Genomic DNA, 26,503 nt, shown 5'->3' with positions numbered 1-26,503 from the left:
GTTGGCTCATAGATTTCCTTCATTCAAACATAATACTGCCTGCATACAGGATCCAGATATGGAGCGGGTAATACAAATAGAATCCATATTTGGCCGACATGGACTGATACCCGCGGCGCTGATTGTATAACCCAATGGGAATAATGGCGAATACCATCATCCACTGCGAATAGGTCCACAAGCTATATTCTTCGACCCACATCGCTGTCTCACCGTAAATGAACATATCGAACAAATCGAGCCCGACTGTGAACACGAGAGACGAGGCGATATATGCAATTGCCATCGCTTGCTTGCGTCCACGGAACAAATAGAACACGAGGGTCATGGATACGGCTAGCCAGCTGAATTCGACGCCAACAACCATAGCAGCGGCTACCGCACAACAGAGCATCCATCCTGCAGCACCGGATTCGGAATGCAGCGACCATTCATAGGATGCCAGTAGGACTAGCGCCCCGAGCATTGATAGAAAAATATTGTTCGGGATCGAGCCGCCGGGCAGCAACTGGAGGAGCAATGTGCTTCCGATAGCCATGCTGGCAGCTCCAGCAGCAAGACGGAGCATATAACGCTTCCGATTGCGGGTGTATGTATAGCCTTCGATAAGCAGGAAGAAAAAGATGGGGGCTGATATGCGGCCGAGCCAATGAAAAGCGAGAGGTACGGAGTCCGGAAAGTATGCCTGTATATGATCCAATGTCATGAGCATGGCTGCAAGCAGCTTCAGCTGAAAAGTGTTGAACGACATAACTTTAGTTTCTCCTTTCCCTACATATGCCATGCAAATTGCTAAACACAACACCCTTATCATATCAGAAGCCAGAAGTCGGTTGAAGGTCATGCTATAATAGGGGCAGCAGAATGAAGGGAAGGAATGGATGTATGAAATCACTCGTACTTGCAGAGAAGCCGTCGGTCGGTCGTGAGATCGCCCGGGTGCTTGGATGCCGCACGTCTCATAAACAATATTTTGAAGGGCCTGACTATGTTGTCACATGGGCATTAGGCCATTTGGTTGGATTGGCGGAGCCAGAAGACTATGATAAGAAGTATCAGACATGGAATCTAGAAGACTTACCGATGATCCCGCAGAAAATGAAGCTAAAGGTGCTACGGGAGTCGTCTCATCAATTTAAGGTTGTTCAGCAGCTGTGTAAGCGACAGGATATTAAGGAACTGATCGTTGCGACAGATGCCGCCCGGGAAGGAGAACTCTTGGCGCGCTGGGTCATGGAAATGGTGAAGTGGAACAAGCCGTTCCGCCGCCTATGGATCTCGTCGCAGACGGATAAGGCGATTAAGGAAGGATTCCGCCAGCTGAAGCCAGGCAATCAATTCGATCGGCTGTATGAGTCTGCTCGCTGCCGGGCAGAAGCGGATTGGCTGATCGGCTTGAATGTGACACGCGCCTTAACCTGCAAGTTCGAGACTCCATTATCTGCAGGTCGTGTACAGACGCCAACGCTTGCGATGATGATGTCACGCGAACAGGAGATCAAGAATTTCCGCTCTGAAGAGTATGACACCATTCACGTCGATTGCGGCGGTTTCGAAGCGGTATGGCGCGGTGCGAATGGAGATGGCCGCATCTTCAACGAACAGTCGGCGCAGGCAACAGCAGCCAAGCTGCAGAATGGTCGGCAAGCGGTCGTGACGGAACTGAAGAAGTCTACGAAGAGTGAGCCGCACCCGCTCGCTTATGACCTAACGGAACTGCAGCGGGATGCGAACCGCCGTTATGGATTCTCAGCCAAGCAAACCTCGAATGTACTGCAGCGTCTGTATGAGCAGCATAAACTCGTCACGTATCCGCGAACGGACAGCCGGTACTTGTCCTCAGATATGGTCGGTACATTGAAGGAGCGATTGAGCGCGATGGCGATTGGTCCATATGCCGCGGTTGCGAAGTCACTCATGCGCGGCAGTCTGTCTGTTACGAAGCGTATTGTGGACGACAGCAAGGTAACGGATCACCATGCGATCATTCCAACTGATGAGCCGCTGCGGTTGTCAGCGTTGTCTACAGATGAGCGCAAGCTGTACGACCTGATCGCGCGGCGTTATCTGGCACTGTTCCTGCCTGCAGCGAAGTACGAGCAAGTTGCAGTTACCATCGAGATTGGCGGCGAACGACTATTTGCAAAGGGCCGCACGATGCTGGACAGCGGCTGGCGCCAAGCCTATGAAGGCGATTGGGACGATGCGTCCTCGAATGAGGAGCAAGAGCACGACAATCAATCGGCGTGGAATAAGGATCAGCGTCTCCCGAGCTTGACGCAAGGGGAGAAGCTTGCAGTCAAGCGGGTCATGACGCGCAGAGACCGCACCAAGCCGCCGGCACGCTATACGGAAGCGACATTGCTGACACAGATGGAGAAGCACGGTCTTGGTACGCCAGCAACTCGTGCGGATATTATTGAGAAGCTGGTATCTTCGGATACGATTGAGCGCCAAGGAGCTTCACTTCAACCGACTGGCAAGGGAGAGCAGTTGATTCGCCTTACCTCTGAACAGCTGCGTTCACCGGAGCTTACTGCACGTTGGGAACGGGAATTGGAGCGCATTGCCCGCGGCGAAGCGCGCACATCATCGTTCATGAATCAGATTCGGGATATGACCGAGCAGTTGGTCAAAGAAGTGAAGACGAGCAGCGCCGAGTACAAACCGCATAATTTGACGAACCGTCATTGCCCGGAATGCGGCTCGCGTCTGATGGAACGGAAGTCGAAACGTGGAACACGTCTTATCTGTTCCAGCAAGTCTTGCGAATATAAGCGCTCTGACGAGAAGCAGCTATCGAATCGCCGTTGTCCGCAGTGCCATAAGAAGATGGAGTTCAAGATCGGCAAGGCAGGCAAGTATGTACAATGTCTCGCATGCAATATTACAGAGAAGCTGGAAGAGGGCGGAGGCAAGGCGCGCAAGCATGAGACACGGAATTTGATTAAGAAATACGAGAAGCAGGAGTCAATCGGAAACAGCCTAGGTGATCTGCTGAAGGCAGCGATGGCGAAGCAGGAGGAGAAGTAAAAGCTGCAAGAGCATCAAGAGCATCAAGAGCAGAAATAGATAAAAGAGACCATTGTGTTTACTGTGGGACTTCGAATTGAGTCAAACAATAGCAAATGGTGTTGAACCGTAAACAGCGACATCATACTTGTAAAATGAAGCGACTTAGGAGGGTCGTATGACCTATATGAGCATATGCTTCATTGTCATAGATAGGCCCTCTGTACCGATTCTTCGTGGTCAGAGGGCCTTTTTGTTAACTTTTTCATAGTCTTGTAACCATTTTCTTGAAATGGTAACAACATTGTCTCTATTTTTTGATAAAATATAGTGAGTTGTAATGTTTCTGTAATGCCCTAATGGTAGATTTATATTATAGTAGTTGTCGAAACAAGTCGCTAGAAGGAAGTGGATAAGGATAATGATGGATCGAGGTGTGGTGTCGGCCGGCAACCGTCGCCGTAAAAAACGCAAAAAGTTAATTGGACGCACCGTATTGCTCATGCTTCTTGTCGCCGTCGGCGTCGGAATATACGCTGGAGCGAAGAGCTTGCTCGGATCAGACTCAGCATCTGGCAGCGAATTGATCGTGACAGAAGTCGTTCCATTTGGAACAGCAGCACAAGTATCACAAGAGAAGGAATCACCGAAGGAGTATAACGGCTTAACGCGCAAGGTCGCTTACTTGACATTTGACGACGGGCCGAGCAAATATTCCAATGATATGATGGACTTATTGGATAAGCATAATATTAAAGCTACTTATTTTATGCTTGGCGATAACATGAGACAATACCCGGATGCCGTGAAGCGCATGATGAAAGATGGACATTACCCAGGACTTCACAGTATGACACATGATTATGCGAAGCTGTACAAGAGCGGCGGCTCCCAGAACTTCATTAATGAATTCAAGGAAGCGCAGGGAATCGTTGAAGAATTGACAGGCTTCAAGCCTACGATGATTCGTGCCCCATATGGCAGCGCTCCGCAAATTGGTGAGTCATTCCGTAAGGATATCGCAGATGCAGGGTTTAAAATGTGGGATTGGACACTCGACTCCTGGGATTGGAAATATATCGGCCAACCAAATCGAGTACTAGAGCAAGTAAAGGCAGGTCTGACGGAAGATGTTGAAGTTATTTTGCTTCATGATCGTCAGCAGACCTTAGATGCATTGCCAGCCATTATTGATTACATTCAAAGCAAGGGCTACGAGTTCGAAGTGTACGACCCGAATGCGCATTTCGTATGCAATTTCCATCACGACAAACGATTGTAGCATAGGGATAGGAGGTTAACACATTGGCTAGTTGGAAAAAGCTAACCGCCGCTGTCGCGTTGGCATCCGTTCTGCTCATTGGCTTGACTGGATGCGGCGCTGCACCGACGACACAAATATTTGAAGGCTTCGAGAAAGCATCCGCAGCGGAAGCGGACGTTGCTGAAGCGGTGAAGACGCTAAGCACGCTGGAAGCGAAGGATAGCAAGCAATACAATAGCATCCTGTCTCAGGGCAAGCAGGACAATCGCAATGTACAGACGCTGATCGACAATTCGAGCAAGTCGCTTGAAGAGCGGACACAGGCAATGGATCAACTGAAGAGCATGCTGGACGACGCTCGCAAGAAGATGGGCGAGCTCGATGGCGCAATCAGCAATTTGAAGGAAGAAGGCTTGAAGAAGCAAGCAACAGAGGCATATAACGCATATGTGAAGCGCTACGAAACCTTCACTTCCATGTACGAGAAGTATGGGAAATGGATTCAGCAAGAGCAAGCCTTGTATAACGAGCTGAAGCAGAAGGATACGAAGCTGAAGACGATTACGAAGGCTGTATCTGATCGCAATGAGGCTTATCGTCAGGTTGAGCAGTTGAAGATCCAGTTCAATGACTATACGAAATCGTTCAATACGAAGAAGTCTGAATTCTACAAAGAGGCAGGAATGCAAGTAACTGGCACAGAGAAGAAAGAAGGCGAAGGTGCAACTTCGTAAGTGATACGAAGTGGAGCCGGGCATATCGAGTCAGCAAGAAGCTGCCTAATGTTATATGAGAATTACCCTTATAGTTTAGAAAAGAAAAGACCGTTCCGAAGCAGGTAGACTGCTGGTCAAGACCCCATTTAGTGGACATAGAAAAAACACCTAAGCAGCAAGCTGTCGTCGGTACTCTACTGGCGGCAGCTTCTTTAGCTTTCTTTGTGGTCGATTATGATTATAAAAATGAATATATTCTTCAATTCGCCTTTGTGCCTCGTCCAAACTTCGGATATGATAAGGATAGAGCCCTTCCGTTTTGAGATGCGAGAAGAAGCTCTCCATAGAGGCATTATCGTAACAATTGCCTTTCCGAGACATGCTGATTTGGGCGCCAACCTTCGGCAGCATGTCATGGTAAGCGTAGGACGTGTATTGGAACCCTTGATCGCTATGAACGATCAATCCAGTCACGTCTTTCGTCTTATTGAAGGCTTTCTCAAACGTTTGGAGAACAAGTTGATTATCGTTATGTAAGCTCATCTGATAAGCTACAATTTCATTATTGAACAAGTCCTTGATGGCCGAAAGGTATAACCATTTATCTTCTACACGATACTGAGTGACATCGGTTACCCATTTTTGATTGGGAACCTCGGCTTGAAACTGCCGTTGTAGCAAGTTTTCAACTACTCGTCCACCTGTGGAAGAGGAATAGTTACAACGACGCTTTCGGCGGATCTTAGATCGTAAATTCATGGTTTGCGTCAAGCGTAGAACCCTCTTGTGGTTTACCCATACACCGTGATCTTGAAGTAGGAACAGCTGGATATGTCGATATCCATACTTACCGTCGTACTTCTGATAAACATTCTGAATCAAGTCTTTCAATGGCTTGTCATGATCCACCTCATGCCTCTTTAAAAAAGCATAATATCCACTTCTAGAGACACCGAACACTTTGCATAAATCTCTAACGTTGTACTCGACTGCTGCTTCCTTTATCGCTCTATACTTTTGAGTCGTACCTCCTGCACCCAGATTTCTAAACACCTTTTTAGCATTTCGTTCTCCCGTTTTAGCTGATTTAGGTAACGGTCTTGATCGATATATTGCTGGCGTCTTCCCCGTTGATCCAGAAGCCCAAATTCGCCCTTTTCACGATATTTCCTCATCCATTTCTTCATCCTCTGTTTATCATGAATTCCGAAATGTTCATTGATCTGCCGATAAGTCCACTTTTCCTCGACATGTAGACGAATAGCTTCAGCCTTTAGTTCTTCTGAATATGTTTTGAACTTCTGTCCTTTGATAGCCATAAAAAATGCACCCCCTATAATAGATTCATCGGACGTAACACGAGGGGTGTTTATCCAATGTCTACTATAAGGGGTGCACTTCATGCTTTGAAACGGTCTTTTTGTATGGTGTAAGAGCGCCGAATTCGAACAGGTAAACACATTTAATGAGCTCTGTCTCTAGCTCCATGTTCGGTGTACGAAGTCTGCCACAATGAGAAAGATAACGTAAGAGACAAGCGCCGATGCAATATACGTTATCCCTACCTTGATTCGCTGCTGGAATAAGCGCACAACGCCAAGACTAAGCAGCGGACAGACGATGAGCAGGAAAAATAGGATCGTTACGAACAATTGTGGCGAGATTGAACTGATATCTACATACGTCATGGATATACACCTCTTTATAAGCGTTACCATCAAGCAAGACAGTTATCGATCGTCTAACCTGAATCATTGGTCTTCCTACCCGGCAGTGTGATAAGGATCACAGTTTCTATTATATCGATTTCACAGCCGCTCGTCTGTCATTTCGTTTCCAATATTAAGGCGATTTTAAGGCGAAATTATGACGATGGAAGGAGATGCAAGCGAGCATTGACAGGTTCGAATTACGGATTGTACGATGTGATCATATACGTGTGAACTATGATCAAATGAAAGGATATCTTCACACAAATGATGGAAGGCATCATGCTATAATCGAAATACGACATATGAGTATATTTAGTGATGTAAGCAGTTACAAAAAAACAAATAGAAAGAATGGGAAGGCGAGGAGAGCAATCAATGGTGCAGTATATGGTTGGGATTGATCTGGGCGGGACGAACATTGTATGTGGGTTGGTCAATGAGCAATATGAGCTGATAGCCAAGGTAAAGCGGCCTACAGAGGTTGATCTTGGTGTAGAGCATGTATTGAATAAAATGTCTGATATGGTTGATGAACTGTTCATCACGGCAGGGGTGGATCGCAGTCTTCTTATAGCGGTTGGAGCTGGGATTCCGGGCTTCATTGATCCAGTGCGCGGCGTATGTGTGTTTGCATCCAACTTGAAGTGGGACAACGTAGATGTATCTGGTCGACTTGGCGCTAAGGTAGGCGTACCAGTCTTTATTGATAATGATGTGCGTATGTATGTATTTGGTGAGGCGATGAGCGGTGCAGGACGCGGTGCAGGAGTTGTACACGGGATAACGATTGGTACGGGGCTTGCGGCTGCGACGGTTGTCAATGGAGAGCTTCACTATGGAAGTGGGTTCATGGCAGGCGAATTGGGGCATGTAGCGATTGATGGCGAGACGACGCCTTGCGGTTGCGGCTTGACGGGCTGTCTAGAGACGGTCGTATCCGCCACGGGCATTGCGCGACAAGCGAAGGAAGCGCTTGAGCAGGGGCGCGAGAGCTTGCTGCGCACACCATATGAGCGCGGTGAACTGACCGCAGCTCACGTCTCGCAGGCTTACGATAAGGGCGATGAGCTCGCAATCGAGATAATGACGCATACAGGACAGGTGCTGGGCAAGGGCTTGGCGTATTCCATCTCGCTGCTCAGCCCGGATATGATTGTAATCGGCGGCGGCGGTGCACTCGCGGGCGAACGTATTATGAAGCCTGTACGAGACACCTTGAAGCGTTATGTATATCACGGTTATTTGGAGCGTTTGACGATACGCCAGGGTGAGCTGATTGATGACGGAGGCGTTATTGGAAGTGCAGCCTTTGCGAAAAGCCGTGCAGAGAAGCTGAGACACGTGTCGGTATAAGATCAACTAGAAAGAGAAGAGAGAGAAGAGAATCGGGAGGAACGAGTGACGATGTCGGATCGAGATATTCAGAATTTCCCCTACGGTGCTGATATCACAGAGCGAATGCTCCAAGAGCGCATTGTCGCAATATTCCGCGGCTATACAGGAGAACTTGCTAATAGAGCGGCAGAGGCGTTGGTGGCAGGGGGCATTCGATTCATGGAAGTGACGATGAATACAGAGCAAGCCACAGCGATTATCTCCCATTGGCGTGAGCGATTTGCAGGACGGGCCTATATCGGTGCAGGCACAGTGATTGATTTGGCCTCGGCTCGTAGAGCATTGGAATGCGGAGCGCAGTTCCTCATCTCTCCGAATTTGGATGAGGAAGTCATCGCATATGCAGCTGAGCGTGGAATCGATGTATGGCCTGGAGTACTAACGCCTACTGAGATTGTACGGGCGTGGAAGGCAGGGGCGAAGGCCGTCAAGCTGTTCCCGCTTGGTACATTGGGGCCCGAATATATCCGAGAGATCCGAGGTCCTCTTGATCACATTCCGATCATTGCAACGGGAGGAGTCGACTTGCATACGATATCCACATACGGAACTGCAGGAGCGTCCGCATTCGGACTTGGTTCCAAGCTTCTTCCCAAGGAATATATGAATTCCGGCAATGATGAAGCCCTCACTGCAAATGCAATTCAGTTCGTTGAGGCGGTTCGCAAGCTTGATCCCGTTCGGCGATGACCAGAAATCCATAGAGCGTGGAACGGGTGTGAAATCATGTGATTGCGTGAATGATATACATACATCAGAATTTGAACCAATTCTACGGTAATGGTATGAAGAGAGGCGAATCTATGGCTATGCTGTGGACATATGGAATAGGCACACTCGTGCTAGCCGGCAGTGCCGCAAGTGGTACTTGGATGCTTGCGGTGAAGAGTCAGTCCCCTCGTCCGATTCCGATACATAAGGAACCGGAACGTCCCTTCGATCGAGTGGTGTTCGAAGGGACTGCATCTCTGCAAGGGTGGTTCATATGGGGCAAGGGGAACTCCCCTAAGAAGCGGGCGCCGGTTATCGTTATCTCGCACGGATGGGGATCGAACCGAGCGAGGGTGATGAGGTATGCGATCCCGCTGGTAGATGCAGGTTTCAATGTATTGGTCTATGACGTGACAAGTCACGGAGAGAGCGGGGCCGTAAAGGCACCATCGGCGCTGTTATTCCGTGATGATATGCTAGCCGCAGTCCGCTACGTACGTCAACGGCCGGATGTAGATCCGGATCGGATTGCAGTCCTCGGCCACTCCTTGGGCGGCTTCGGAGCGGTATTGGCTCTTGAAGAAGGGCTGAACGTAAGGGCAATTGTAACGGATTCCATGCCGTCCCGCCCACTGTCCATGGTGGAAGCGGAGCTCAGACGGCGCAAGCTGCCGGCATTTCCGCTGGCAGTGGTTATACCTCGAATATGGCTTTATCGCTCCCGCATTCCGGTTGCAGTATACGACGGCTTGGATGTAGGTCAAATCTTAGCCGACCATCATGTGCGGACGGCAGGCAGGATTCCCATCTATATGGTTCATTCTCGACTAGATGGATTTATTCCCCCTAGTGAGCTTGAGCAGCTTGTTGAACGCTTACCGTATGAGCAATCGCATCTCTTTGTTGATACGGATGGGCATAGCTGTTCGGAGACTGATTCGCGTTTCTGGGCGGAAGTGATCCCATTCTTCAAGCGTCAATTGGATATATCGGGATAAGCAAGCCCATCTCTTCCCTCTAAGGCTTGACCTTCTGGGGAGAGGTGGGTTTGTATGTTTTCGTCACTGAGAATAACTTTTTTATATTTTTTATAGGCAAATGCTGCATCGGTTCGCTACCCCTCGTCATATTCCTCATGTTCGAATCGCTACAATCCATCGGAATACGATGCAATTCCCGGCTCATGCTGCCGCAGCATGTCGAGCACGACAGAAAGGCAGCGAATCCACACTTGCGATGGGCATGCTATAACTAGACAGTATTTGCGATAGCGCTATGTTACGCTACCTAGCACACATAGGCGGATGTTCTCCGCTGATGCGAAGGTGGTGAAGGCATGTACATCGATTCACAGACTCCATCGCGCCTACAACGAGCGAGGCAGAGGCGAGCGAGGAGATGGATTCGATTCCCTAGAGTCTCTATATTCCGAATGCTGATGCTGGGAAGTGTTCTGTTAGGAATCATGGTTGGCTTCGCTTTATGGCCTACGGTTGAGGCGCGCTCATCTATGATAACGCTGCATAGTCAATCAGAGATGAAACAATGGCTGAGCGAGCAGTTCACTCGCAGAGAAGCGGCCATTTCATTTCGATACGAAGGTGACACGAAATCCTTAACAGAGATGGCAGGCAAGTCCTTGTCGGCAGCATTATACTCGGATCCGTTCATTCGGTATAACATCAGCAAGTACTCCTATCAATGGAAAGGCAGTACGGATTCTGCAGTCGTCAATGTGTATGTGGACTATCGTGAGACGTACGAACAGTCACAATATGTAAGGGAGCAAGCCAAGGAAATCGTAAGAAACATAACGAGTCCAGGACAATCCCCGCATCTCAAAGTAAAAGCAATTCATGATTATATTGTCAGTCACGTGACCTATGACGAGGGTATGACGAAATTTACTGCCTATGAGGCGCTAACGGAAGGTACAACCGTATGCCAAGGATATGCGCTGCTCATGCAGGCTATGCTGGAAGAGGCGAACATTCCATCCAAGGTTGTCGAGGGTAAGGCGGGCGGATTGCTCCATGCTTGGAACCTGATTGAACTGGATGGAAAATGGTATCATGTTGATGCGACATGGGACGACCCGCTTCCGGATCGAGGCAAGCAAGTACGCTACACGTACTATATGCGCACCGACGCGGAGATGAGAACCGATCATGATTGGGAGGAAAGTACGGAGCTTCCGAAGGCGAACGACCCTTATGAGCATGTCTTGAATCAGATGCGCCAAGGGACGGATAAGAGCCTGCGCTCATTCGTTACTGAGTTGGAGCACGGCTGGAGTCCGGATGTACTGCTTCCAGAACGGCAGGTCAAGGACGTGAAGGGACTAGTAGAACGCTATCGGTCTGCACAGAAGGCGAACCGGGTGCAGTTCCAGATTCGCTATATAGGCAGCGAGCTGGAGCTGCGTGCTGACCTGCATGATATGATGGACAAGCTAGGATTGTCTACTCCGTTCGAATACAGAGTATCGACGTTGAATAACAGTGATGACCTACTTGTCGATATTCAGCTTCAGAAATAAGGGGACAGAACATCAGCATAAGAGCTGGTGTGGGAAATCGAAACTCACATTAGGAATTCACATCACGAATGAATCCAGAGGAATGAATACAGGAGTTTCACTACCCGGAAAAAGCGATGGGACCACGTAACAAAGGCCCTGCTTTACGCAACTAAATGCGTAAAGCAGAGCCTTATTTTATTTACTTCATAGACAATATAGAGATTGATTATTTATGATCGAACTTGCATTCTTCAAGTGGAATGACCTTCGTCCGATGCTTGAACTTGTAGCCGAACCATATGATCAGGAAGAGCGGAAGACCAATGTAGGTCATCAACAGCCCTTGCCAGTCGATCGCTTCTCCGAGGAAGGCTTGATAGTTCTGACCAAGTACGACGAACATACAAAGCGCGAAGGCGAAAATCGGACCGAACGGGAAGAAGCGGGCACGATAAGGCAGCTCCTTCAGGTCATGGCCTTGCTTGTTGAATGCTCGTCGGAATCGGTAATGACTGACTGCAATGCCTAGCCAAGCAATGAATCCACACATGCCGGATGCACTCAGCAGCCACGTATAGACAATCCCATCTCCGAAAAAGCTTGCAAGGAACGCCATCATGCCGATGATGCTGGTCATAATAAGCGCATTGACCGGTACGCCGCGTTTGTTCAGCTTGCCAAGGAACTTCGGCGCCTTGCCTTCCTTCGCAAGCACCCAGAGCACGCGTGTTGAGGCGTACATGCCAGAGTTACCCGCGGACAGCACGGAGGACAAGATGACTGCATTCATAACTGAAGCGGCGAATGCGAACCCGGCCTTCTCGAATACGAGCGTGAATGGGCTCGCATTAATATTATTGACCTCGCTCGATAGCAAGCTTGGATGTGTATATGGAATGATCATTGCGATAACGAATATCGCCAGAACATAGAAAAGCAAAATGCGCCAGAATACTTGGCGAATCGCTCGCGGTACACTCTCGCTTGGATTTTCGCTTTCGCCGGCGGCAACACCGACAAGCTCCGTACCTTGGAACGAGTACCCAGCAACCATAAATACACCAAGAATCGCAAAGAATCCGCCATGGAATGGCGCATCTCCGATATGGAAGTTCTCGAATCCGATACGTTCTCCGCCGATGATGCCGAATATCATCAATACGCCAGTAACTAGGAAGATGATGACGGTCGAGATTTTAATTATTGCGAACCAATATTCAGACTCTCCATACCCTTTAACGGAGATGAAATTCAATAAGAAGATGATGCTTAAGAACAGGAAGCTCCATATGAAAGAGTTGCTGTTCGGGAACCAATATTTAATGATAAGCGTAGCTGCGACTAACTCCGATGCGATCGTGATTGCCCAGTTGAACCAGAAGTTCCAGCCAAGCGCAAATCCGAATGCAGGATCTACAAATCGCGAAGCATATGTGCTGAATGAGCCGGAATCCGGCATGTAGGTCGCCAGCTCGCCAAGACTTGTCATTAAGAAATATACCATGATGCCGACTGCAGCATAAGCGAGAAGCGCACCTCCAGGACCAGCCTGTGCAATAGCGCCGCCGCTGGCAAGGAACAATCCAGTACCAATGGAGCCGCCAAGCGCAATCATGGTGAGATGGCGTGTCTTCAGGCTTCTGCGAAGCCCTTGCTCGTTGTGTTGCTTACTCATGTTGCTCACTCCTGTTCTAATCTTAGTATTACCGGAAAGGAGCGGAGAACATAAAAAAACCGCTGAAGCGTATACGTTCAAACGGTTTGACCGTCCCCATCATACCCTTCCTTAAAGATAGCGCATCATACGTAGACGGGTAATCTGCGTATGACAGTGTCGTGCCTATTCGACAGCGACCCCAGCACGCGTCCCGGAAGCGGGTTACGCGAACTTCGGCGGTTGTTCCTTCCCATTCGAATCATTGGCTTCTTCCTGCCTCCGCGAATGTACTCTTAACAACCGCAACCTCTACCTCATCGTGGAATAGGATGAGGATTTGTTGCACTATGAAGATGGCCAAGCCATCATTGTTACTTATATTTGCTAAGTATAATGAAACGAAGCGGTAAGTTCAATGTTAAAAAGTAGAAATCTGATCTAGGAAAGTTGTGTATGATTTCAAACATTTGAGCTGAATAATCCAAAAATATTTTTAAAAAAGGAATTTTACTCCTTGCAAGCGGTTTCTCGCATGGTATAAGATGGATGAAAAGAGAGCGCAAGTTGGGAAATATCTATACGAACCAAATACGAACCAATAGAGACAGACATTTAGGGAGGCATGGGAAATGAAGAAGGTTACTGTAGCATTGCTTGGAGCCGGTCAACGCGGGGAAATCTATACGGATTATGCGATTGGCCGTTCGTATGAGATGGAAGTTGTCGCTGTGGCAGATCCGAGTGCAGCCCGCCGTCAGCGTATTGCCGATAAGCACGGCATTCCTGCAGAACGCCAATTTTCCTCTTGGGAAGAATTATTCTCTCAGCCGAAGCTTGCTGACGCTGTGTTTATTTGTACGCAAGATAAGATGCACTATGAGCCTACGATGGCAGCACTAGGAGCAGGCTATCACGTGATGCTGGAGAAGCCCATGTCTCCAGAGCCAGTAGAGTGTATTAAGATGGGGCAGGAAGCGAAGAAGAGAGGCCTTGTCTTCTCGATCTGTCATGTACTGCGTTACACGAACTTCTTCGCTACACTCAAGCAGATGTTGGAAGAGGGAAGAATCGGCCGCCTTATGTCCATACAGCATAATGAAAATGTTGCTTACTGGCATCAGGCGCACAGCTTCGTGCGCGGCAATTGGAGCAATTCGGCACAGTCCTCTCCAATGATTCTGCAAAAGTCCTGTCACGATATGGACATCCTGTTGTGGCTTGCTGGTGCCGAGTGTACCCATATTTCTTCCTTCGGCACATTATCGCACTTCCGCCCAGAAGGTGCGCCGGAAGGCGCAACGAAGCGCTGTCTGGATGGGTGTCCTGTCGCTGATGAGTGCCCATACTATGCGCCGAAGTGGTATTTGACGGATGATATTGGCTGGCCGACATCAGTTATTGCGGATGATATGAGCTATGAATCTCGCCTTCAGGCCTTGAAGGTAGGCCCATATGGCCGCTGCGTATACCACTGCGACAATGATGTGGTTGACCATCAAGTGGTGAACATGGAATTCGCGAACGAGGTAACCGCGGTATTCACTATGACGGCGTTCACTTACGACTCCGGTCGTACGTTGAAGTTGATGGGAACGACTGGGGAAATTCGTGCTCACATGGAGAAGAATGAGATTGAAATCATTCATTTCAAAAATGGCTTTAGAGAGCTGCTCAGCCTGCAAGCACCAGGCGGACATGTTGGACATGGCGGCGGTGACCAAGGTCTCGTGAAGGACTTCCTGAGGCTGGTAGAAGCGGACGGTGCATTGCAAGGACGTACATCCGCTGATATATCTGTTCAAAGCCATATGATGTCATTTGCGGCGGAGAAGGCGCGCATAGAGAAGCGTACTATCTCTATTGAAGAGTTCGTCCGTGAGCAGTTGGCAAACGAAGCAGAGCCTGCAATGAACTAATTCTATTTGTAAATGTCAGAAGCTCTCCGGGTTACTCACGGAGAGCTTTTTCTAATGTAAGAGTTTCTTGTTGATGATCCCATTCCAGTCGAATACGAATAGGTTCTTGAAGTTGTTTTAACCCTTTAATCCGGTATTCGTAATGTGCGGCATAATGTGAAGAGTTAAGATCAGATATAGAATCAGAACGTTCAAAATCCGGATTTGTGAGACGGAATGATAAATCCTGTATATGCTGTTCTGGTCCATGATACTTCATATCCAGCGTAAATGATTCCGTATCTGTTGGTTGAGAAAGCTGCACGTCCCAATCCAGGCTTGCTGCCTTATAAATGGTGGTCTTTTTCGTGCATCCGACTAGTGCAGGGAGTATGCATCCGAGTAGCATAATGGAAATGAATCTTCGTCGTAGATGTATCATGACAGACCTACCTTTCATTGTTGTTAAATGAGAAGGGCAAGGGGAAGGAGTGTTATTCGAGTCAGAATATGAATGCACCTCCTATCATATGGAATATATTATACCATAATGGACAGTAATGCCGATGTATTCGAGGCAATAAAAAGGCTGACTCTGTACCTAACAGAATCAGCCTTTATAGGGCAGTTGTATAAGTGGAAAAGCTATTACGAGTATTTCAGGATTGTCCCGCGATTTGACCTAAACTTAACCGATCGACTGCTTCATAAAGCGTGGGTATTGTACCCATGCGAGTACAAGTGCAGCGATTCCGATACCGAGCAGAATGACTGCATTCAGCCACACATCCTGTACATGAGCGCCGTGGGAAATGATGCGCTTCAGTGCATCCTGCGCCCAATATTGAGGAAGCAATTGGCCAATCGTCTGCATGAACTTCGGCATCATTTCATGCGGGAACCACAGTCCGCCAATCATCGCACCGCCAAGCGCGATCAATTGGGTAATGGCAAGCCCTTGATTCTCGCCCTTAGCGATAAGGGAGATGAAGAGGCCAAGACCCGTTACACAGATACCAAGTGCTGCGACGACTAATGCGATGGCGAGCACATCACCGAGCTGCATGCCATAAACGAAGTGTCCGAACGCCAGCAGTACCGCGCTTTGGAAGAGAACAACGATAATATAAGGAACCCACATGCCGACTAAATAGTTGAGCGGCTTCATTGGTGTGCTGCACAGGCGCGCCGTCATCCCGCTTTCTTTGTCCCGAATGAAGCGGCGAACCATCGAGATAATAATGAAGAACACGAACATAACGGTATATCCAGGAACGACTTGACTAACCATATCAACAGGAACAACGTTCTCCATCTGCTCCTTAACTACGAATGGCGGGGTGAAGATTTGCTTCATCTCTTCGCCCTGAATTCCTTTGGCTGCAAGCTGCTCCGCAGCGCTTACCTGACGCTGCTCATCGACGATTCGTCCAAGCACGGCTTTGATTGGAGCCGTTGAGGTGTTGTCGTTCTCGTCGCGGTAGAGTGTCATTTCAGCAGAGCCTTTGCCTGATTTCATGCTGGCTTCAAATCCTTGCGGAATGAGCAGGAGGGAGGATTGCTTGCCATCACGTATACTTGTAATTTGTTGATCAAGCGTGCGTTCTGTGTCTTCCTTCAGTTGGAAACCTTGCACTTTGGCTAACGATGCAACAATCGCTTTCGAAGCAGGAGACTGATCCTGATCGACATAATTTAACGTGATGCTGGAGTTCCCCATATTGCCGAACACAGAGGCAAACACCACGATGAAGATGATAGGCATAAGGATGAGCCAGAAGAAGGTACCCTTTTCCTTGAGCAGCAATTGAATTTCCTTGCGTGTGAAGCTGGTAATCATTCGAATTCTCCTCCTTGAATCGTTCTCTTGCGAATACTTTGCGCTCCAAAGCGCCTATTACGCATCCCGCAGGGATGTACCGGTTAAGTTCAAGAACACCGTTTCTAATGAAGGCTGCACGATTTCGAGACGAGTAACCTTCGCTTGCTGCTGCAGGCAAAGTTCAGATACGCGGTTCATCGTTGTCAGCGTATCGTCGGTATCAATAATCCAGCCCTCTTCATGGGCAGTCACTGTGCCAGGAATCGAATCGAAGGAAATTGCAGTCTGCTTATCCGTTTCGACATATACGGAATTCGTGCCATGCTGCATGAGCAGTTCATGCAGGACGCCTTGGGCAATGACCGAGCCGTGGTCGATGATGGCGAGTTCCTCGCAGAGTGTTTCGACTTCTTCCATATAGTGAGTCGAGTAGATGATGGATACCCCTTCTTGCTTCAGCTTGCGAATCATCTCGAAGATATGATTGCGCGATTGTGGGTCAATGCCGACAGTAGGTTCATCCAGCACAAGCAGCTTCGGACGGTGGAGGAGTGCAGCAGCGATGTTCACGCGGCGCATCATGCCGCCAGAGAAGGTGCCAACTGCATCCTTAGCGCGATCCAGAAGCCCGACCTGTGTTAGTACGGTTGAGATGCGTTCCTTCAACTGGCTTCCTCTTAAGCCATACATTTCTCCAAAAAACTTCAAATTATCGTACGCACTGAGCTTCTCATACAAGGTGATGCCTTGGGGGACATAGCCGATTATGTTCCGCACCTTGGCGGCTTCTTTTACGGCATCTATCCCAAATACACGTAGCGCACCACTATTCGGTTGGAGAATGCCGGAGATGATCTTCATCGTCGTCGATTTGCCAGCTCCGTTCGGGCCAAGCAGGCCGAAGCATATTCCCGGACGGACTTGGAATGAAATACTGTTCAATGCGGTGTGATTTCCATACTTTTTATGCAAATTCGATACATCAATAGCCAATGTCATCTTTATTGAACCTCCTTGAGTTAACCCTCCACTTGTTTGTTCATCAGAACGGTTGCTGCGCTTATGAGAATTCCAGACAAGAGAATGATACCAAGCCCGATCAACCAGAAATCATGAGATTGAACGGTAAAAATCTCATTCGGATTCTGTGTAAGTTGGAGCTTGTTGAGATGTGGTGATTCCAGGATCCAGAACAGGGAATTCCCCGAAAGGCCATATAAGATCCACAGCATCGGCGTTAACGGCTTCAAGCGAGAACGGCTGACCACTCCTGTAAGCGTACCGAATGCTGCCATAAATGGAATGACCATCATGATTATGCCGTACCAGATCGCTGATGTTTTCATGAACGTGGCAAGACTGTGAAAATCGAAGTTTCCTTTTAAGATTAATGCATAGGCAACGAACAGCTGGGCACCGACCCAGAAGATAATATGCATGATAACTGCTGTACAAATGCTAGCTGCATACTTCGATAGGATGAGCGATCGCCTTGGATAAGGGAGTGTCAGCCACCATCCGGCAGTACCGTTTTTCCATTCCCGTATAACGATACTAAATGCAATGATGAATGTAATATACGGGAAGCCGAAGGACATAAACATGACCCCGTATGGATCAAGATTTTCGGCAAATGCAGCTGCAAAAATGAGTCCGATGAGGATTCCTGCTGCAACATAGAACATCCACCATTTGTTCGAGTGTTTGGCCGAGTTTCTGCGGCGGAATTCATCTTTCACTAAAAATAAAAAGGTGCTTGTATTCATCCGTATTCTCCTCTCTTAGCGGTATAGGGTGCGGTAGACGGATTCCATCGAGCCTTGTTCACTGCGCAACTGCTCGACGTCGCCCTCCAGCACCACTTGACCGTTATCCATGAAAACCACATAGTCGAACAAGCTTTCCGCCTCGTGTATTTCATGCGTGCTGATTAACACGGTCTGCTCACGTTCTGCCAAGTTTTCAATGATCGCCGAAATAATGCGTTCTCGCGATATGAGATCGATACCGGAGAACGGTTCATCCAGCACGAGGAGAGGAACATTCCGTGCCATACACATGCTTAGCATAAGCCTTGCTTCTTGTCCCTTGGACATGCCCTGCACAGGCATATCGGACTGTAATTTCATGAAGGAGATGAGTTCCTCTGCCCGCTTCCGGTCGAAGCCAGGCCATAGGTGCTCTGCCCAATCCAGTGCTTGTTTGACAGAGTGTTTTTCGAACCAGCGTGCGCGATCAGGCAAATAAGCGATGTCCTTGTTCGTCTCCCAGCTTGGCTTGCGCCCGAGCACCTCAACCGTTCCTTGCTCTGGTTGAATCATGCCTGCGATCATACGGAACAAGGTGGACTTGCCTGCACCATTCGCTCCTAGAATTCCGACAACCTTACCTGTTGGGACTTCAAGAGAAAAGTCGTGGAGGGCGAGCTTCTTCCCGTAGCGTTTCGTAATATTCTCGACTCGTATCGCAGTGGACTGACTCATATTTCCTTACCTCCCTCATGATTTAATAGGTGTTGAATATCGTCCAATGTAAATCCTATGCTGTACATCTTCGTTAAAAACTCCTGTAGCGCTTCTTCCGCCAAAGAAGTTCGTACACTCGCAACAGCTTCTGCGTTCGACGTAATAAACGTTCCTTGTCCTCGGCGTGTCTCTGTAAGCTGATCCCGTTCGAGCTCTTGGTAAGCGCGCATGACGGTATTCGGTGTAATTTTGAGCGCTTGTGCAAGTTCCCTTACCGAAGGAATTTTCTCACCCAATGCGATCTCTCCTTTCGCGATGGAGCTTCGGATTTGATTAAGTACTTGTTCGTAGAGTGGTTTGCTTAAGTCCAACGTGAATCGCATTCCGCCAACCATCACGTCATTCAATGAGCTCCCTCCTTTGGTGTATCATTTGTATACAGTGTATTATATCACTTGATACACTTAATACAATAGGTAAAATGAAAAAAATAGAAATAAATTTATGATCTGAGGATTTCTTGCGTCGAGGGCGGCTCTGATGATAGTGGGGAACGTTGAAATAGACACGAAAAACACAGATTGTGTCATGCAATTTAGATAGGTGCGCATCAAATGGATAGTTCTACAAAATGAAATAGGATCGTAAAAAAGAGCAGCGTCCCATTGCTTGCGCATGGACTGCTGCTCTTTCTATTGGTTTTTCCTTTAAGATTAATCGCCTTGTCCGCGTAGACGGGCCATTTGCTGCCAGACTGTTCCGACAGCTTCTTCACCGGAACGGATGCGTTCAATTGCCATGCGTGCTTGCAAGGCAACCTCGAATTCGGGATCTTGAGCGGCGTGCTCAAGTGCTGACAGCGCACGGTCATCACCGGCTTCATAGAGGAAGCGGGCTGCGCGCCAGCGCACGAGCTTATTCTTATCTTGGAGAGCTTCGATCATCGGCTCGATCGCAATCGGATCACCGATATCGGATAGCGTATCTCCGGCTGTGCGGCGAACACTAACGGAAGTGTCCTTGAGCGCTTCAATGAGAAGCGGCATACATTCGTCGGTTTTGATTTCCCCTAAATATACAACTGCAAGGCGGCGTATCTGGCTCTGTTCATCATGAAGAGCCTTCGCAATGAGTTCCAACCGTTCTGGCGTCGGTTCCATTCGATCCAGAGCTGCGTAACGAACGCGCCAATCTGGATTATTCAGATGCTGCTTCAGTTCTTCTTCTGACCATTCCCGGCGCTCTTCAATAAATGGCTCATCTGTGCGGCCCTTCGCGATGGCTTGGTTCACAAGGGAAGCTACACGTTCTTCGGTATAGGCTGCCTCCAGTTCCTGCTCAACCTCGCGTGCAATGTCCGCAAGCTCCCCGTAACGAATTCCGTAGTCACTGAGCTTGCGTTCCTTGATTAGAGTGGCGCTCGCTACTTCCGTTACTGCACGAACGAAACGATCAGAGAGGCCGACGCGCTCTTCTTGTCCATTGGCTTGCACCCGAATCTGCATCGGGATGCTGCGGAAGTATTGCACATATACCTGTGCCTCACCGAATGATGTCCAAGAAGCCAGATCTTCCTCTTGGGTGCTGTCTGCTTGCGATTGTCCGAACAGGCCGCGAACCTCGTCAAGGATACGAGCCCAGTCCGCGTTCGGGAAGCGGTCTAGCGCGATAAAATCAGCGGTATGGAATACGCTCTTTACGCCCTCGATGTCGAGCAAGCTAGCGATCAGCGGGGAAGCAGAGCGTCGATTTTCTTCTGAATAGGTACGGCGAATGCCGGCAGGCAATGTTTCATCCAAGTGGAGCTTCATGGAATTCGGACTTGGCGTCGGTTCAATTGTGATTAAGTTCATTGACATACACCTCCGTTGGCGTGTGGTTTGCTTCTATTGTATCTTATCGGAGAGTGGGGAACAATGAAGGCAACATGCTTGCAGCTGTCAGGCATTTCATTATTGCCTGGCGAAGGGGATTAGGCTGCAGTCTGTAAGGTGGTTGGATCATCTCAATTTGTGTAATACATAGTAAAGAGGGATTCGACCAAAGCAGAAGAGCATGCATAGGATGGAAGGACGTCAGCAGCTGTGAATGGTGTCATTCAAATGGAAAGATATTAAGAATTGAGATAGGTGTTAAAGATGGCAGCCATCAGATGGCGCGCAGTTAGGAAGCTGAAGTCGAATTGGTGATGGAGACAGGGTTCTGGTATGCTAAAGATTAGGAGATAGTATTTGTCATTCGTCCCGTTTTGCAAGGGAGAGGGTAGCCCTTGTCATTCGATCCGAATTTTTCGCAAATGAGGTGGTGCTTATGAAGCGCTATTACGTCAATATGGACGATGTGACAACGGTTAAAGCATGGAATCAATTTCGGCGTTGGCAAGCAGAGCGCAAAGAACGATTAAAGACGAAGGATTATTCCTATGTCGTACCAAATGTAAAGCCGGATATCGCTCGTTTGAACGCTAATCGAACAGAGACAACGATAACGTGGATCGGTCATTCGACCTTCCTGTTACAAATAGGTGGATTAAACATTGTCACAGATCCGGTATGGGCTGCAAGAATGGCGACACAAGCTAGGCTTGCTCCGCCAGGTATTCCGATTGAGGAAATGCCCCCAGTCGATGTTGTTCTCATCTCGCATTCTCATTACGATCATCTGCATATACGGTCATTACGGCGATTGGTAGGGCCGAACACGATGCTGATTGTACCTGACGGGCTGCTTAGTAAGTTGAGACGCAAAGGATTTTCCATTATACATGAACTGGCCTGGTGGGAGCATATAACCGTGGCGGATCGGGTGAAAATTACGTTTGTACCGGCACAGCACTGGACGCGTCGGACGTTGATAGATATGAATCGTTCCCATTGGGGCGGCTATGTTATTGAGCACGTTGTAAAAGCGAAAAAGACATCCGGAGGTTCGGATTCAGCCGGCCCGCCAACAGGCGAAGGCTCTCCAGCGAATCAATCGAGTCAGGAGACCATAGGTGAGACGATATACTTTGCGGGCGATAGCGGATATTTCCGTGGGTTTGAGCTTATCGGCCAGCGCTTTCACATTGATGTAGCCCTATTGCCGATTGGCGCATACGAGCCGGAATGGTTCATGTCGCAGCAGCATGTTACCCCAGAGGAAGCATTGCAGGCATTTGAAGATGTGAAGGCAAAAGTGATGATCCCGATGCATTATGGAGCGTTTAAGCTGGCTGACGATACACCGCGGGAGGCACTTGATCGGCTGGAAGCGGATCGGGTGAAGCGTGGAATTGCGCGCGAGCGAATTCATATTTTAGCGCATGGTGAATTATGGAGCTATGCAGAAGCATTTGGTCAATCCATTCAACATGCTCAAGCTGCGTCACCTAAGGCACGAATGAAGTCGCAATAAGCTACATGCGAGGCATACACAAAGATACACATGAAAAAGTAAAAGCGGAATAACGTATAGAAGGGCTGTCCCAAAAAGTTAGAAGCTAATGGGTCAGACTCATAAGAAATGCAAAGACGCCTCCAACTCCACGGAAGAAGTGGGGATGGAGGCGTCTTTCTTAAAGATGTCTCATACGAATGTGGGGCACCCGAATTTAATAGTAGCGTCTGGGATAGCCCCCGTTCGTGTTAGAGATATCGGATGGTATAGGCTCGCATTTATTTACGCTTGTTCGGTCGGCTGCTCAACTTCGACAGTTTTTTGTTGTTCTGTACGTGTTGCCGGGCAAGCTGCGCATTCTCCGAACGACGCATGTATGCAATTTCACGTTGGAGCTTTTGATAGCCGCGAAGTCTGTTGGAATCCAGCTCGCCTGTTCGAATAGCCTCACGTACAGCACATCCAGGCTCTCTCTCATGCTTGCAGTCGCTAAATCGGCATTGCTCTGCAAGGCTTTCAATATCCTCGAAGGTATTCGACAAGCCTTCACTATCAATAGCGGTCATGCCGACTTCTCTCATGCCCGGCGTATCAATGAGCCATGCCCCGCCCTGCAGACGGAGAAGCTCGCGATGCGTCGTAGTGTGGCGGCCGCGGTCATCATCTGAGCGAGCGGCTTGTGTCAGCATTTGCTCGGTACCCGTAAGTGCATTCGCCAGCGTGGACTTGCCAACGCCAGAAGAACCGACGAGCACGACGGTCATGCCCGGGGCAATGCGTGCGCGCAATTCGTCCATGCCTTCACCGGTCATTGCGGATACCCGGTACACGTCGACGCCAGGAACGGCTTGCATCGCTTGTGCCTCGAACAGCTCTGGGTCGTCAGCCTCATCAGCCTTTGTCAGCACAACGGCCGGCATGGCGCCGCTATCCCACGCAAGGGCGGCATATCGCTCTAAGCGACGCGGCTCGAAGTCGCGTGACATCGACGTAACGAGCAGCGCAATGTCTGCGTTCGCTGCGACGATTTGAGTGTCGCGGCGACCTCCCGCTACCTTGCGTCCGAAGGTGCTGCGGCGAGGCAGTACGCCCACAATCGTAGCTCGTCCTTCTGCTTGTCTAGGTGCCACGGCCACCCAATCGCCGACTGTCGGCCAATCACTGAGCAGTGCCATTCCGGCCCGTGCCTGTCCAGACAGCTCGGCCAGCCATTCTCCATCCGCGCTAACGACGCGATACAGATGCTTATGTGCCAGCGCTACGCGTGCAGGAACTAGCTGGCTTGCGTATCGGCGTGCGGTAGACTCTTGAAGCTCTTGAATCCAAGACTCCCAAGTGCTTGACCACGCTTCATCGAAGCCAAGATCCTGCAAATCTTGCACAGTACGATCCAATTGTTCTTCCATGTTCAATGTGTTGCTTTCAGTTATAGCCTCTTGCACGGAGCAAGTATCTGATAATAGAGGTGAATCATACTTAACTTCATTATGGTTACTTGTATGTTGATTATTTGTATTCAAATCTGAATTCTCCCTTGTTATGCGGCATGTAGCCGCTTCATAGTGAACTTGGTCTTACCTGCGAATGAACGACATTGCGGCACGGTCAAGTTCGGGAGAGACAGACGTTTCAGTCGACACTAGCGTCGTTAACAGCTTACTGGTATTTCATGAAATTGTACGATGCGCTAGGCGCTGAAATGTTCCTCCCGAACGTTATATACAATGCTGTTTACCATATAACATCCCTCGCTTTCCTTTTTTAAAGGTAGTTCAAAAAGTACGCTCTTAATCACGAAGCTGTGCAGTAAGAATCTCGGCGTCGAATCTTGCATTCACTATCGAAGTCCGTTGCTCATGTAGTTTTGACTACACTCCGCTACTCCTTACAAGTTTTGCAGAGCAAAACTCACTTCGGAAGCATGGGCTTCAAGTTCAAGCAACCTTCTCGGTGCTGAAAACCGCCCTTTTTGAACATTCATTTATTTTGATAAAGATGGAAATATTATATACATAAAATGCCGGATTTGATATGTGTAATTCTCCAAAGATCATGGTAAAAATGTTCAATCGTCGCATTATACTGATCCTTATGCTATAATAACAGTTTGAAACCAATAATAGGCAAAGGACGGGAATGCCATGATTAGTACAACCGGCGTTACGCTCCGCTACGGGAAACGAGCGCTTTTCGAGGACGTGAACATTAAGTTTACACCAGGGAACTGCTACGGCTTGATTGGCGCGAACGGTGCGGGCAAATCGACATTTCTTAAAATATTGTCTGGTGAAGTTGAACAGACAAATGGTCAAGTAAACATTACTCCTGGAGACCGTCTATCGGTCTTGAAGCAGGATCATTATGCATATGAAGAATTCAAGGTTCTCGATACAGTCATTATGGGTCATGAGCGCTTGTATTCCATTATGAAAGAGAAGGATGCCCTCTATGCGAAGGCAGACTTCACGGAAGAAGACGGCATGCGCGCAGGCGAGCTGGAAGGCGAATTCGCTGAGCTCGACGGCTGGGAAGCTGAATCGAGCGCAGGCGAGATGCTTATCGGTCTTGGAATCACTAGAGATCTTCATGATAAGCTGATGTCTGAGCTTGACGGCAACCAGAAGGTACGCGTATTGCTTGCACAAGCATTGTTCGGCAGACCGAACATCTTGCTGCTCGATGAGCCTACCAACCACTTGGATCTCGAATCGATCAACTGGCTCGAGAGCTTCCTGATGGATTATGAAGGTACAGTTATCGTCGTATCTCACGATCGTCACTTCCTGAACAAGGTATGTACGCACATTGCAGATATTGACTTCGGTAAAATTCAGCTGTACTCAGGTAACTATGATTTCTGGTACCAGTCCAGCCAATTGGCGCAAACGATGATGCGCGATCAGAACAAGAAGAAGGAAGAGAAGATCAAGGAACTTCAAGCCTTCATTCAGCGCTTCAGCGCGAATGCGTCCAAGTCGAAGCAGGCGACTTCACGTAAGAAGATGCTCGATAAGATTACGCTCGACGACATTCGTCCATCGAATCGTAAATATCCGTTCATCAACTTCAAGCCTGAGCGTGAAGCGGGCAAGCAATTGCTGACGATCGAAGGCTTGACGAAGTCAGTTGAAGGCGAAAAAGTATTCGAAAATCTACACCTTGTTGTGAACAAAGGCGACAAGATCGCACTCGTTGGTCCAAACGGATTGGCGAAGACAACGTTGATGCAAGTTCTGATGGGCGAGATTGAGCCTGATGCAGGAACATTCAGCTGGGGCGTTACGACGACACAAGCTTACTTCCCGAAAGACAACTCCGCATACTTCGATGGGGTTGAGGATACCTTGGTTGACTGGCTGCGCCAATACTCCAAGGATCAAGACGAGACATTCCTTCGCGGCTTCTTGGGCCGCATGCTCTTCTCTGGGGAAGAAGCATTGAAGAAGGCAAGCGTATTGTCCGGGGGCGAGAAGGTTCGCTGCATGCTCTCCAAGATGATGATGAGCGGCGCGAACGTGCTGTTGCTTGATGAACCGACGAACCACTTGGATCTCGAATCCATTACAGCGCTCAACAACGGCTTGACTGACTTCGACGGCACAATGCTGTTCACGTCCCATGACCATCAGTTCATTGAGACGATTGCGAACCGCATTATCGAGATTACGCCGAATGGCATCATCGATCGTGTATGCACGTACGATGAATATCTTGAGAATGAAGAAGTGAAAGAGCTGCGCAAGAAGCTGTATCCAGAAGAGAGCAAATAGCATCTGAATAGAAGCAAGAGGTTTGAGTAGCCAAATGGCTGTTCAAACCTCTTTTTGTATGTTTAAAGGCTGTCCAATGGATTAGTTTTTTGCTTTAGCGATAAACTGCCTCTTACTTGAAAGCAGGATCGAGCAAGGAGCGTTGGTTCCTTCCTGAATTCGATCCTTTCTACTGGATGTGCACG

At 48.7% G+C, this 26,503-nt stretch carries 23 protein-coding genes and 1 riboswitch; of the genes, 10 read left to right on the top strand and 13 right to left on the bottom strand.

What is annotated here, in order from left to right; translation table 11 throughout:
• Nucleotides 1–19: 19 nt before the first annotated feature.
• Nucleotides 20–751 (bottom strand): TraX family protein, encoded by a 732-nt coding sequence (locus BLS15_RS03030; protein ID WP_090509807.1) that lies wholly within the window; start codon nucleotides 749–751, stop codon nucleotides 20–22.
• A gap of 134 nt (nucleotides 752–885) precedes the next feature.
• On the opposite strand from BLS15_RS03030, the gene BLS15_RS03025 reads away from it, so the two are divergent.
• The 3 genes from BLS15_RS03025 to BLS15_RS03015 all read left to right on the top strand — a co-directional run bounded on the left by BLS15_RS03025 (nucleotide 886) and on the right by BLS15_RS03015 (nucleotide 5,010).
• Nucleotides 886–3,033 (top strand): DNA topoisomerase III, encoded by a 2,148-nt coding sequence (locus BLS15_RS03025; protein WP_021254751.1) that lies wholly within the window; start codon nucleotides 886–888, stop codon nucleotides 3,031–3,033.
• A gap of 400 nt (nucleotides 3,034–3,433) precedes the next feature.
• Nucleotides 3,434–4,294, top strand: a complete 861-nt coding sequence (locus BLS15_RS03020; RefSeq protein WP_021254750.1) for a polysaccharide deacetylase family protein — start codon at nucleotides 3,434–3,436, stop codon at nucleotides 4,292–4,294.
• A 23-nt stretch (nucleotides 4,295–4,317) separates the two neighbouring features.
• The gene (locus BLS15_RS03015) at nucleotides 4,318–5,010 is read left to right on the top strand and encodes a YkyA family protein (RefSeq protein WP_021254749.1); all 693 of its coding nucleotides are present in this window, start codon (nucleotides 4,318–4,320) and stop codon (nucleotides 5,008–5,010) included.
• 150 nt (nucleotides 5,011–5,160) lie between these two features.
• On the opposite strand, the gene BLS15_RS03010 is transcribed toward BLS15_RS03015, so the two are convergent.
• The 3 genes from BLS15_RS03010 to BLS15_RS03000 all read right to left on the bottom strand — a co-directional run bounded on the left by BLS15_RS03010 (nucleotide 5,161) and on the right by BLS15_RS03000 (nucleotide 6,680).
• The gene (locus BLS15_RS03010) at nucleotides 5,161–6,045 is read right to left on the bottom strand and encodes an IS3 family transposase (protein ID WP_090509802.1); all 885 of its coding nucleotides are present in this window, start codon (nucleotides 6,043–6,045) and stop codon (nucleotides 5,161–5,163) included.
• Nucleotides 5,994–6,311, bottom strand: a complete 318-nt coding sequence (locus BLS15_RS03005; RefSeq protein WP_021254747.1) for a helix-turn-helix domain-containing protein — start codon at nucleotides 6,309–6,311, stop codon at nucleotides 5,994–5,996. Before BLS15_RS03005 ends, BLS15_RS03010 begins: the two co-directional genes overlap by 52 nt.
• Nucleotides 6,312–6,470: 159 nt before the next feature.
• The gene (locus BLS15_RS03000; protein ID WP_021254746.1) at nucleotides 6,471–6,680 is read right to left on the bottom strand and encodes a hypothetical protein; all 210 of its coding nucleotides are present in this window, start codon (nucleotides 6,678–6,680) and stop codon (nucleotides 6,471–6,473) included.
• Nucleotides 6,681–7,079: 399 nt separating this feature from the next.
• Here BLS15_RS03000 and BLS15_RS02995 point away from each other — a divergent pair, with 399 nt between their 5' ends.
• The 4 genes from BLS15_RS02995 (at nucleotide 7,080) to BLS15_RS02980 (ending at nucleotide 11,349) form a co-directional block, all read left to right on the top strand.
• Nucleotides 7,080–8,057: an ROK family protein gene (locus tag BLS15_RS02995; protein WP_021254745.1), complete on the top strand. Its 978-nt coding sequence runs from the start codon at nucleotides 7,080–7,082 to the stop codon at nucleotides 8,055–8,057.
• 51 nt (nucleotides 8,058–8,108) lie between these two features.
• Nucleotides 8,109–8,789 (top strand): bifunctional 4-hydroxy-2-oxoglutarate aldolase/2-dehydro-3-deoxy-phosphogluconate aldolase, encoded by a 681-nt coding sequence (locus tag BLS15_RS02990; protein WP_021254744.1) that lies wholly within the window; start codon nucleotides 8,109–8,111, stop codon nucleotides 8,787–8,789.
• Between the two features lie 113 nt (nucleotides 8,790–8,902).
• On the top strand, nucleotides 8,903–9,808 hold the full coding sequence (locus BLS15_RS02985; protein ID WP_021254743.1) for an alpha/beta hydrolase: 906 nt from the start codon (nucleotides 8,903–8,905) through the stop codon (nucleotides 9,806–9,808).
• A 338-nt stretch (nucleotides 9,809–10,146) separates the two neighbouring features.
• On the top strand, nucleotides 10,147–11,349 hold the full coding sequence (locus BLS15_RS02980; RefSeq protein WP_028532112.1) for a transglutaminase domain-containing protein: 1,203 nt from the start codon (nucleotides 10,147–10,149) through the stop codon (nucleotides 11,347–11,349).
• A 208-nt stretch (nucleotides 11,350–11,557) separates the two neighbouring features.
• Here BLS15_RS02980 and BLS15_RS02975 read toward each other — a convergent pair whose 3' ends face one another.
• The gene (locus BLS15_RS02975) at nucleotides 11,558–13,006 is read right to left on the bottom strand and encodes an amino acid permease (protein WP_021254741.1); all 1,449 of its coding nucleotides are present in this window, start codon (nucleotides 13,004–13,006) and stop codon (nucleotides 11,558–11,560) included.
• A 110-nt stretch (nucleotides 13,007–13,116) separates the two neighbouring features.
• A riboswitch (Lysine riboswitch) is annotated at nucleotides 13,117–13,308 on the bottom strand.
• A 309-nt stretch (nucleotides 13,309–13,617) separates the two neighbouring features.
• Between BLS15_RS02975 and BLS15_RS02970 the strand changes: the two genes are divergently transcribed.
• Entirely contained in the window at nucleotides 13,618–14,904 is a 1,287-nt protein-coding gene (locus tag BLS15_RS02970; protein ID WP_021254740.1) for a Gfo/Idh/MocA family protein, read from the top strand.
• Between the two features lie 31 nt (nucleotides 14,905–14,935).
• On the opposite strand, the gene BLS15_RS02965 is transcribed toward BLS15_RS02970, so the two are convergent.
• From BLS15_RS02965 to BLS15_RS02935, 7 genes are all read right to left on the bottom strand, one after another.
• Nucleotides 14,936–15,208: a hypothetical protein gene (locus BLS15_RS02965; RefSeq protein WP_139170627.1), complete on the bottom strand. Its 273-nt coding sequence runs from the start codon at nucleotides 15,206–15,208 to the stop codon at nucleotides 14,936–14,938.
• A 363-nt stretch (nucleotides 15,209–15,571) separates the two neighbouring features.
• The gene (locus BLS15_RS02960; protein WP_021254738.1) at nucleotides 15,572–16,723 is read right to left on the bottom strand and encodes an ABC transporter permease; all 1,152 of its coding nucleotides are present in this window, start codon (nucleotides 16,721–16,723) and stop codon (nucleotides 15,572–15,574) included.
• A gap of 57 nt (nucleotides 16,724–16,780) precedes the next feature.
• Nucleotides 16,781–17,704, bottom strand: coding sequence for an ABC transporter ATP-binding protein (locus BLS15_RS02955; protein WP_021254737.1), 924 nt, complete (start codon nucleotides 17,702–17,704; stop codon nucleotides 16,781–16,783).
• 20 nt (nucleotides 17,705–17,724) lie between these two features.
• Nucleotides 17,725–18,471, bottom strand: coding sequence for an ABC transporter permease subunit (locus BLS15_RS02950; RefSeq protein WP_021254736.1), 747 nt, complete (start codon nucleotides 18,469–18,471; stop codon nucleotides 17,725–17,727).
• Nucleotides 18,472–18,486: 15 nt separating this feature from the next.
• Nucleotides 18,487–19,188: an ABC transporter ATP-binding protein gene (locus BLS15_RS02945; protein WP_021254735.1), complete on the bottom strand. Its 702-nt coding sequence runs from the start codon at nucleotides 19,186–19,188 to the stop codon at nucleotides 18,487–18,489.
• Nucleotides 19,185–19,577: a GntR family transcriptional regulator gene (locus BLS15_RS02940; RefSeq protein WP_021254734.1), complete on the bottom strand. Its 393-nt coding sequence runs from the start codon at nucleotides 19,575–19,577 to the stop codon at nucleotides 19,185–19,187. Before BLS15_RS02940 ends, BLS15_RS02945 begins: the two co-directional genes overlap by 4 nt.
• Nucleotides 19,578–19,883: 306 nt before the next feature.
• Nucleotides 19,884–21,023 carry a virulence factor gene (locus BLS15_RS02935; protein ID WP_028532108.1) on the bottom strand — a complete coding sequence of 380 codons (1,140 nt, stop codon included), beginning with the start codon at nucleotides 21,021–21,023 and terminating at the stop codon, nucleotides 19,884–19,886.
• Between the two features lie 457 nt (nucleotides 21,024–21,480).
• On the opposite strand from BLS15_RS02935, the gene BLS15_RS02930 reads away from it, so the two are divergent.
• Complete coding sequence (locus BLS15_RS02930) at nucleotides 21,481–22,566, top strand: MBL fold metallo-hydrolase (protein ID WP_028532107.1); 1,086 nt, start codon at nucleotides 21,481–21,483, stop codon at nucleotides 22,564–22,566.
• 260 nt (nucleotides 22,567–22,826) lie between these two features.
• Here BLS15_RS02930 and rsgA read toward each other — a convergent pair whose 3' ends face one another.
• A complete protein-coding gene (gene rsgA / locus BLS15_RS02925; RefSeq protein WP_021254731.1) occupies nucleotides 22,827–24,068 on the bottom strand; it encodes a ribosome small subunit-dependent GTPase A in 1,242 nt (413 codons plus the stop codon).
• A 621-nt stretch (nucleotides 24,069–24,689) separates the two neighbouring features.
• On the opposite strand from rsgA, the gene BLS15_RS02920 reads away from it, so the two are divergent.
• Nucleotides 24,690–26,318, top strand: a complete 1,629-nt coding sequence (locus tag BLS15_RS02920) for an ABC-F family ATP-binding cassette domain-containing protein (RefSeq protein ID WP_021254730.1) — start codon at nucleotides 24,690–24,692, stop codon at nucleotides 26,316–26,318.
• The last annotated feature ends 185 nt before the right edge of the window (nucleotides 26,319–26,503 follow it).

Origin of the sequence: Paenibacillus sp. cl6col, from assembly GCF_900102125.1 — a bacterium.
Classification (GTDB): Bacteria; Bacillota; Bacilli; order Paenibacillales; family Paenibacillaceae; genus Paenibacillus_B; species Paenibacillus_B suaedae.
The sequence above is the reverse complement of the archived record's forward strand: the minus strand, read 5'-3'. Positions and strand labels throughout refer to the sequence as shown.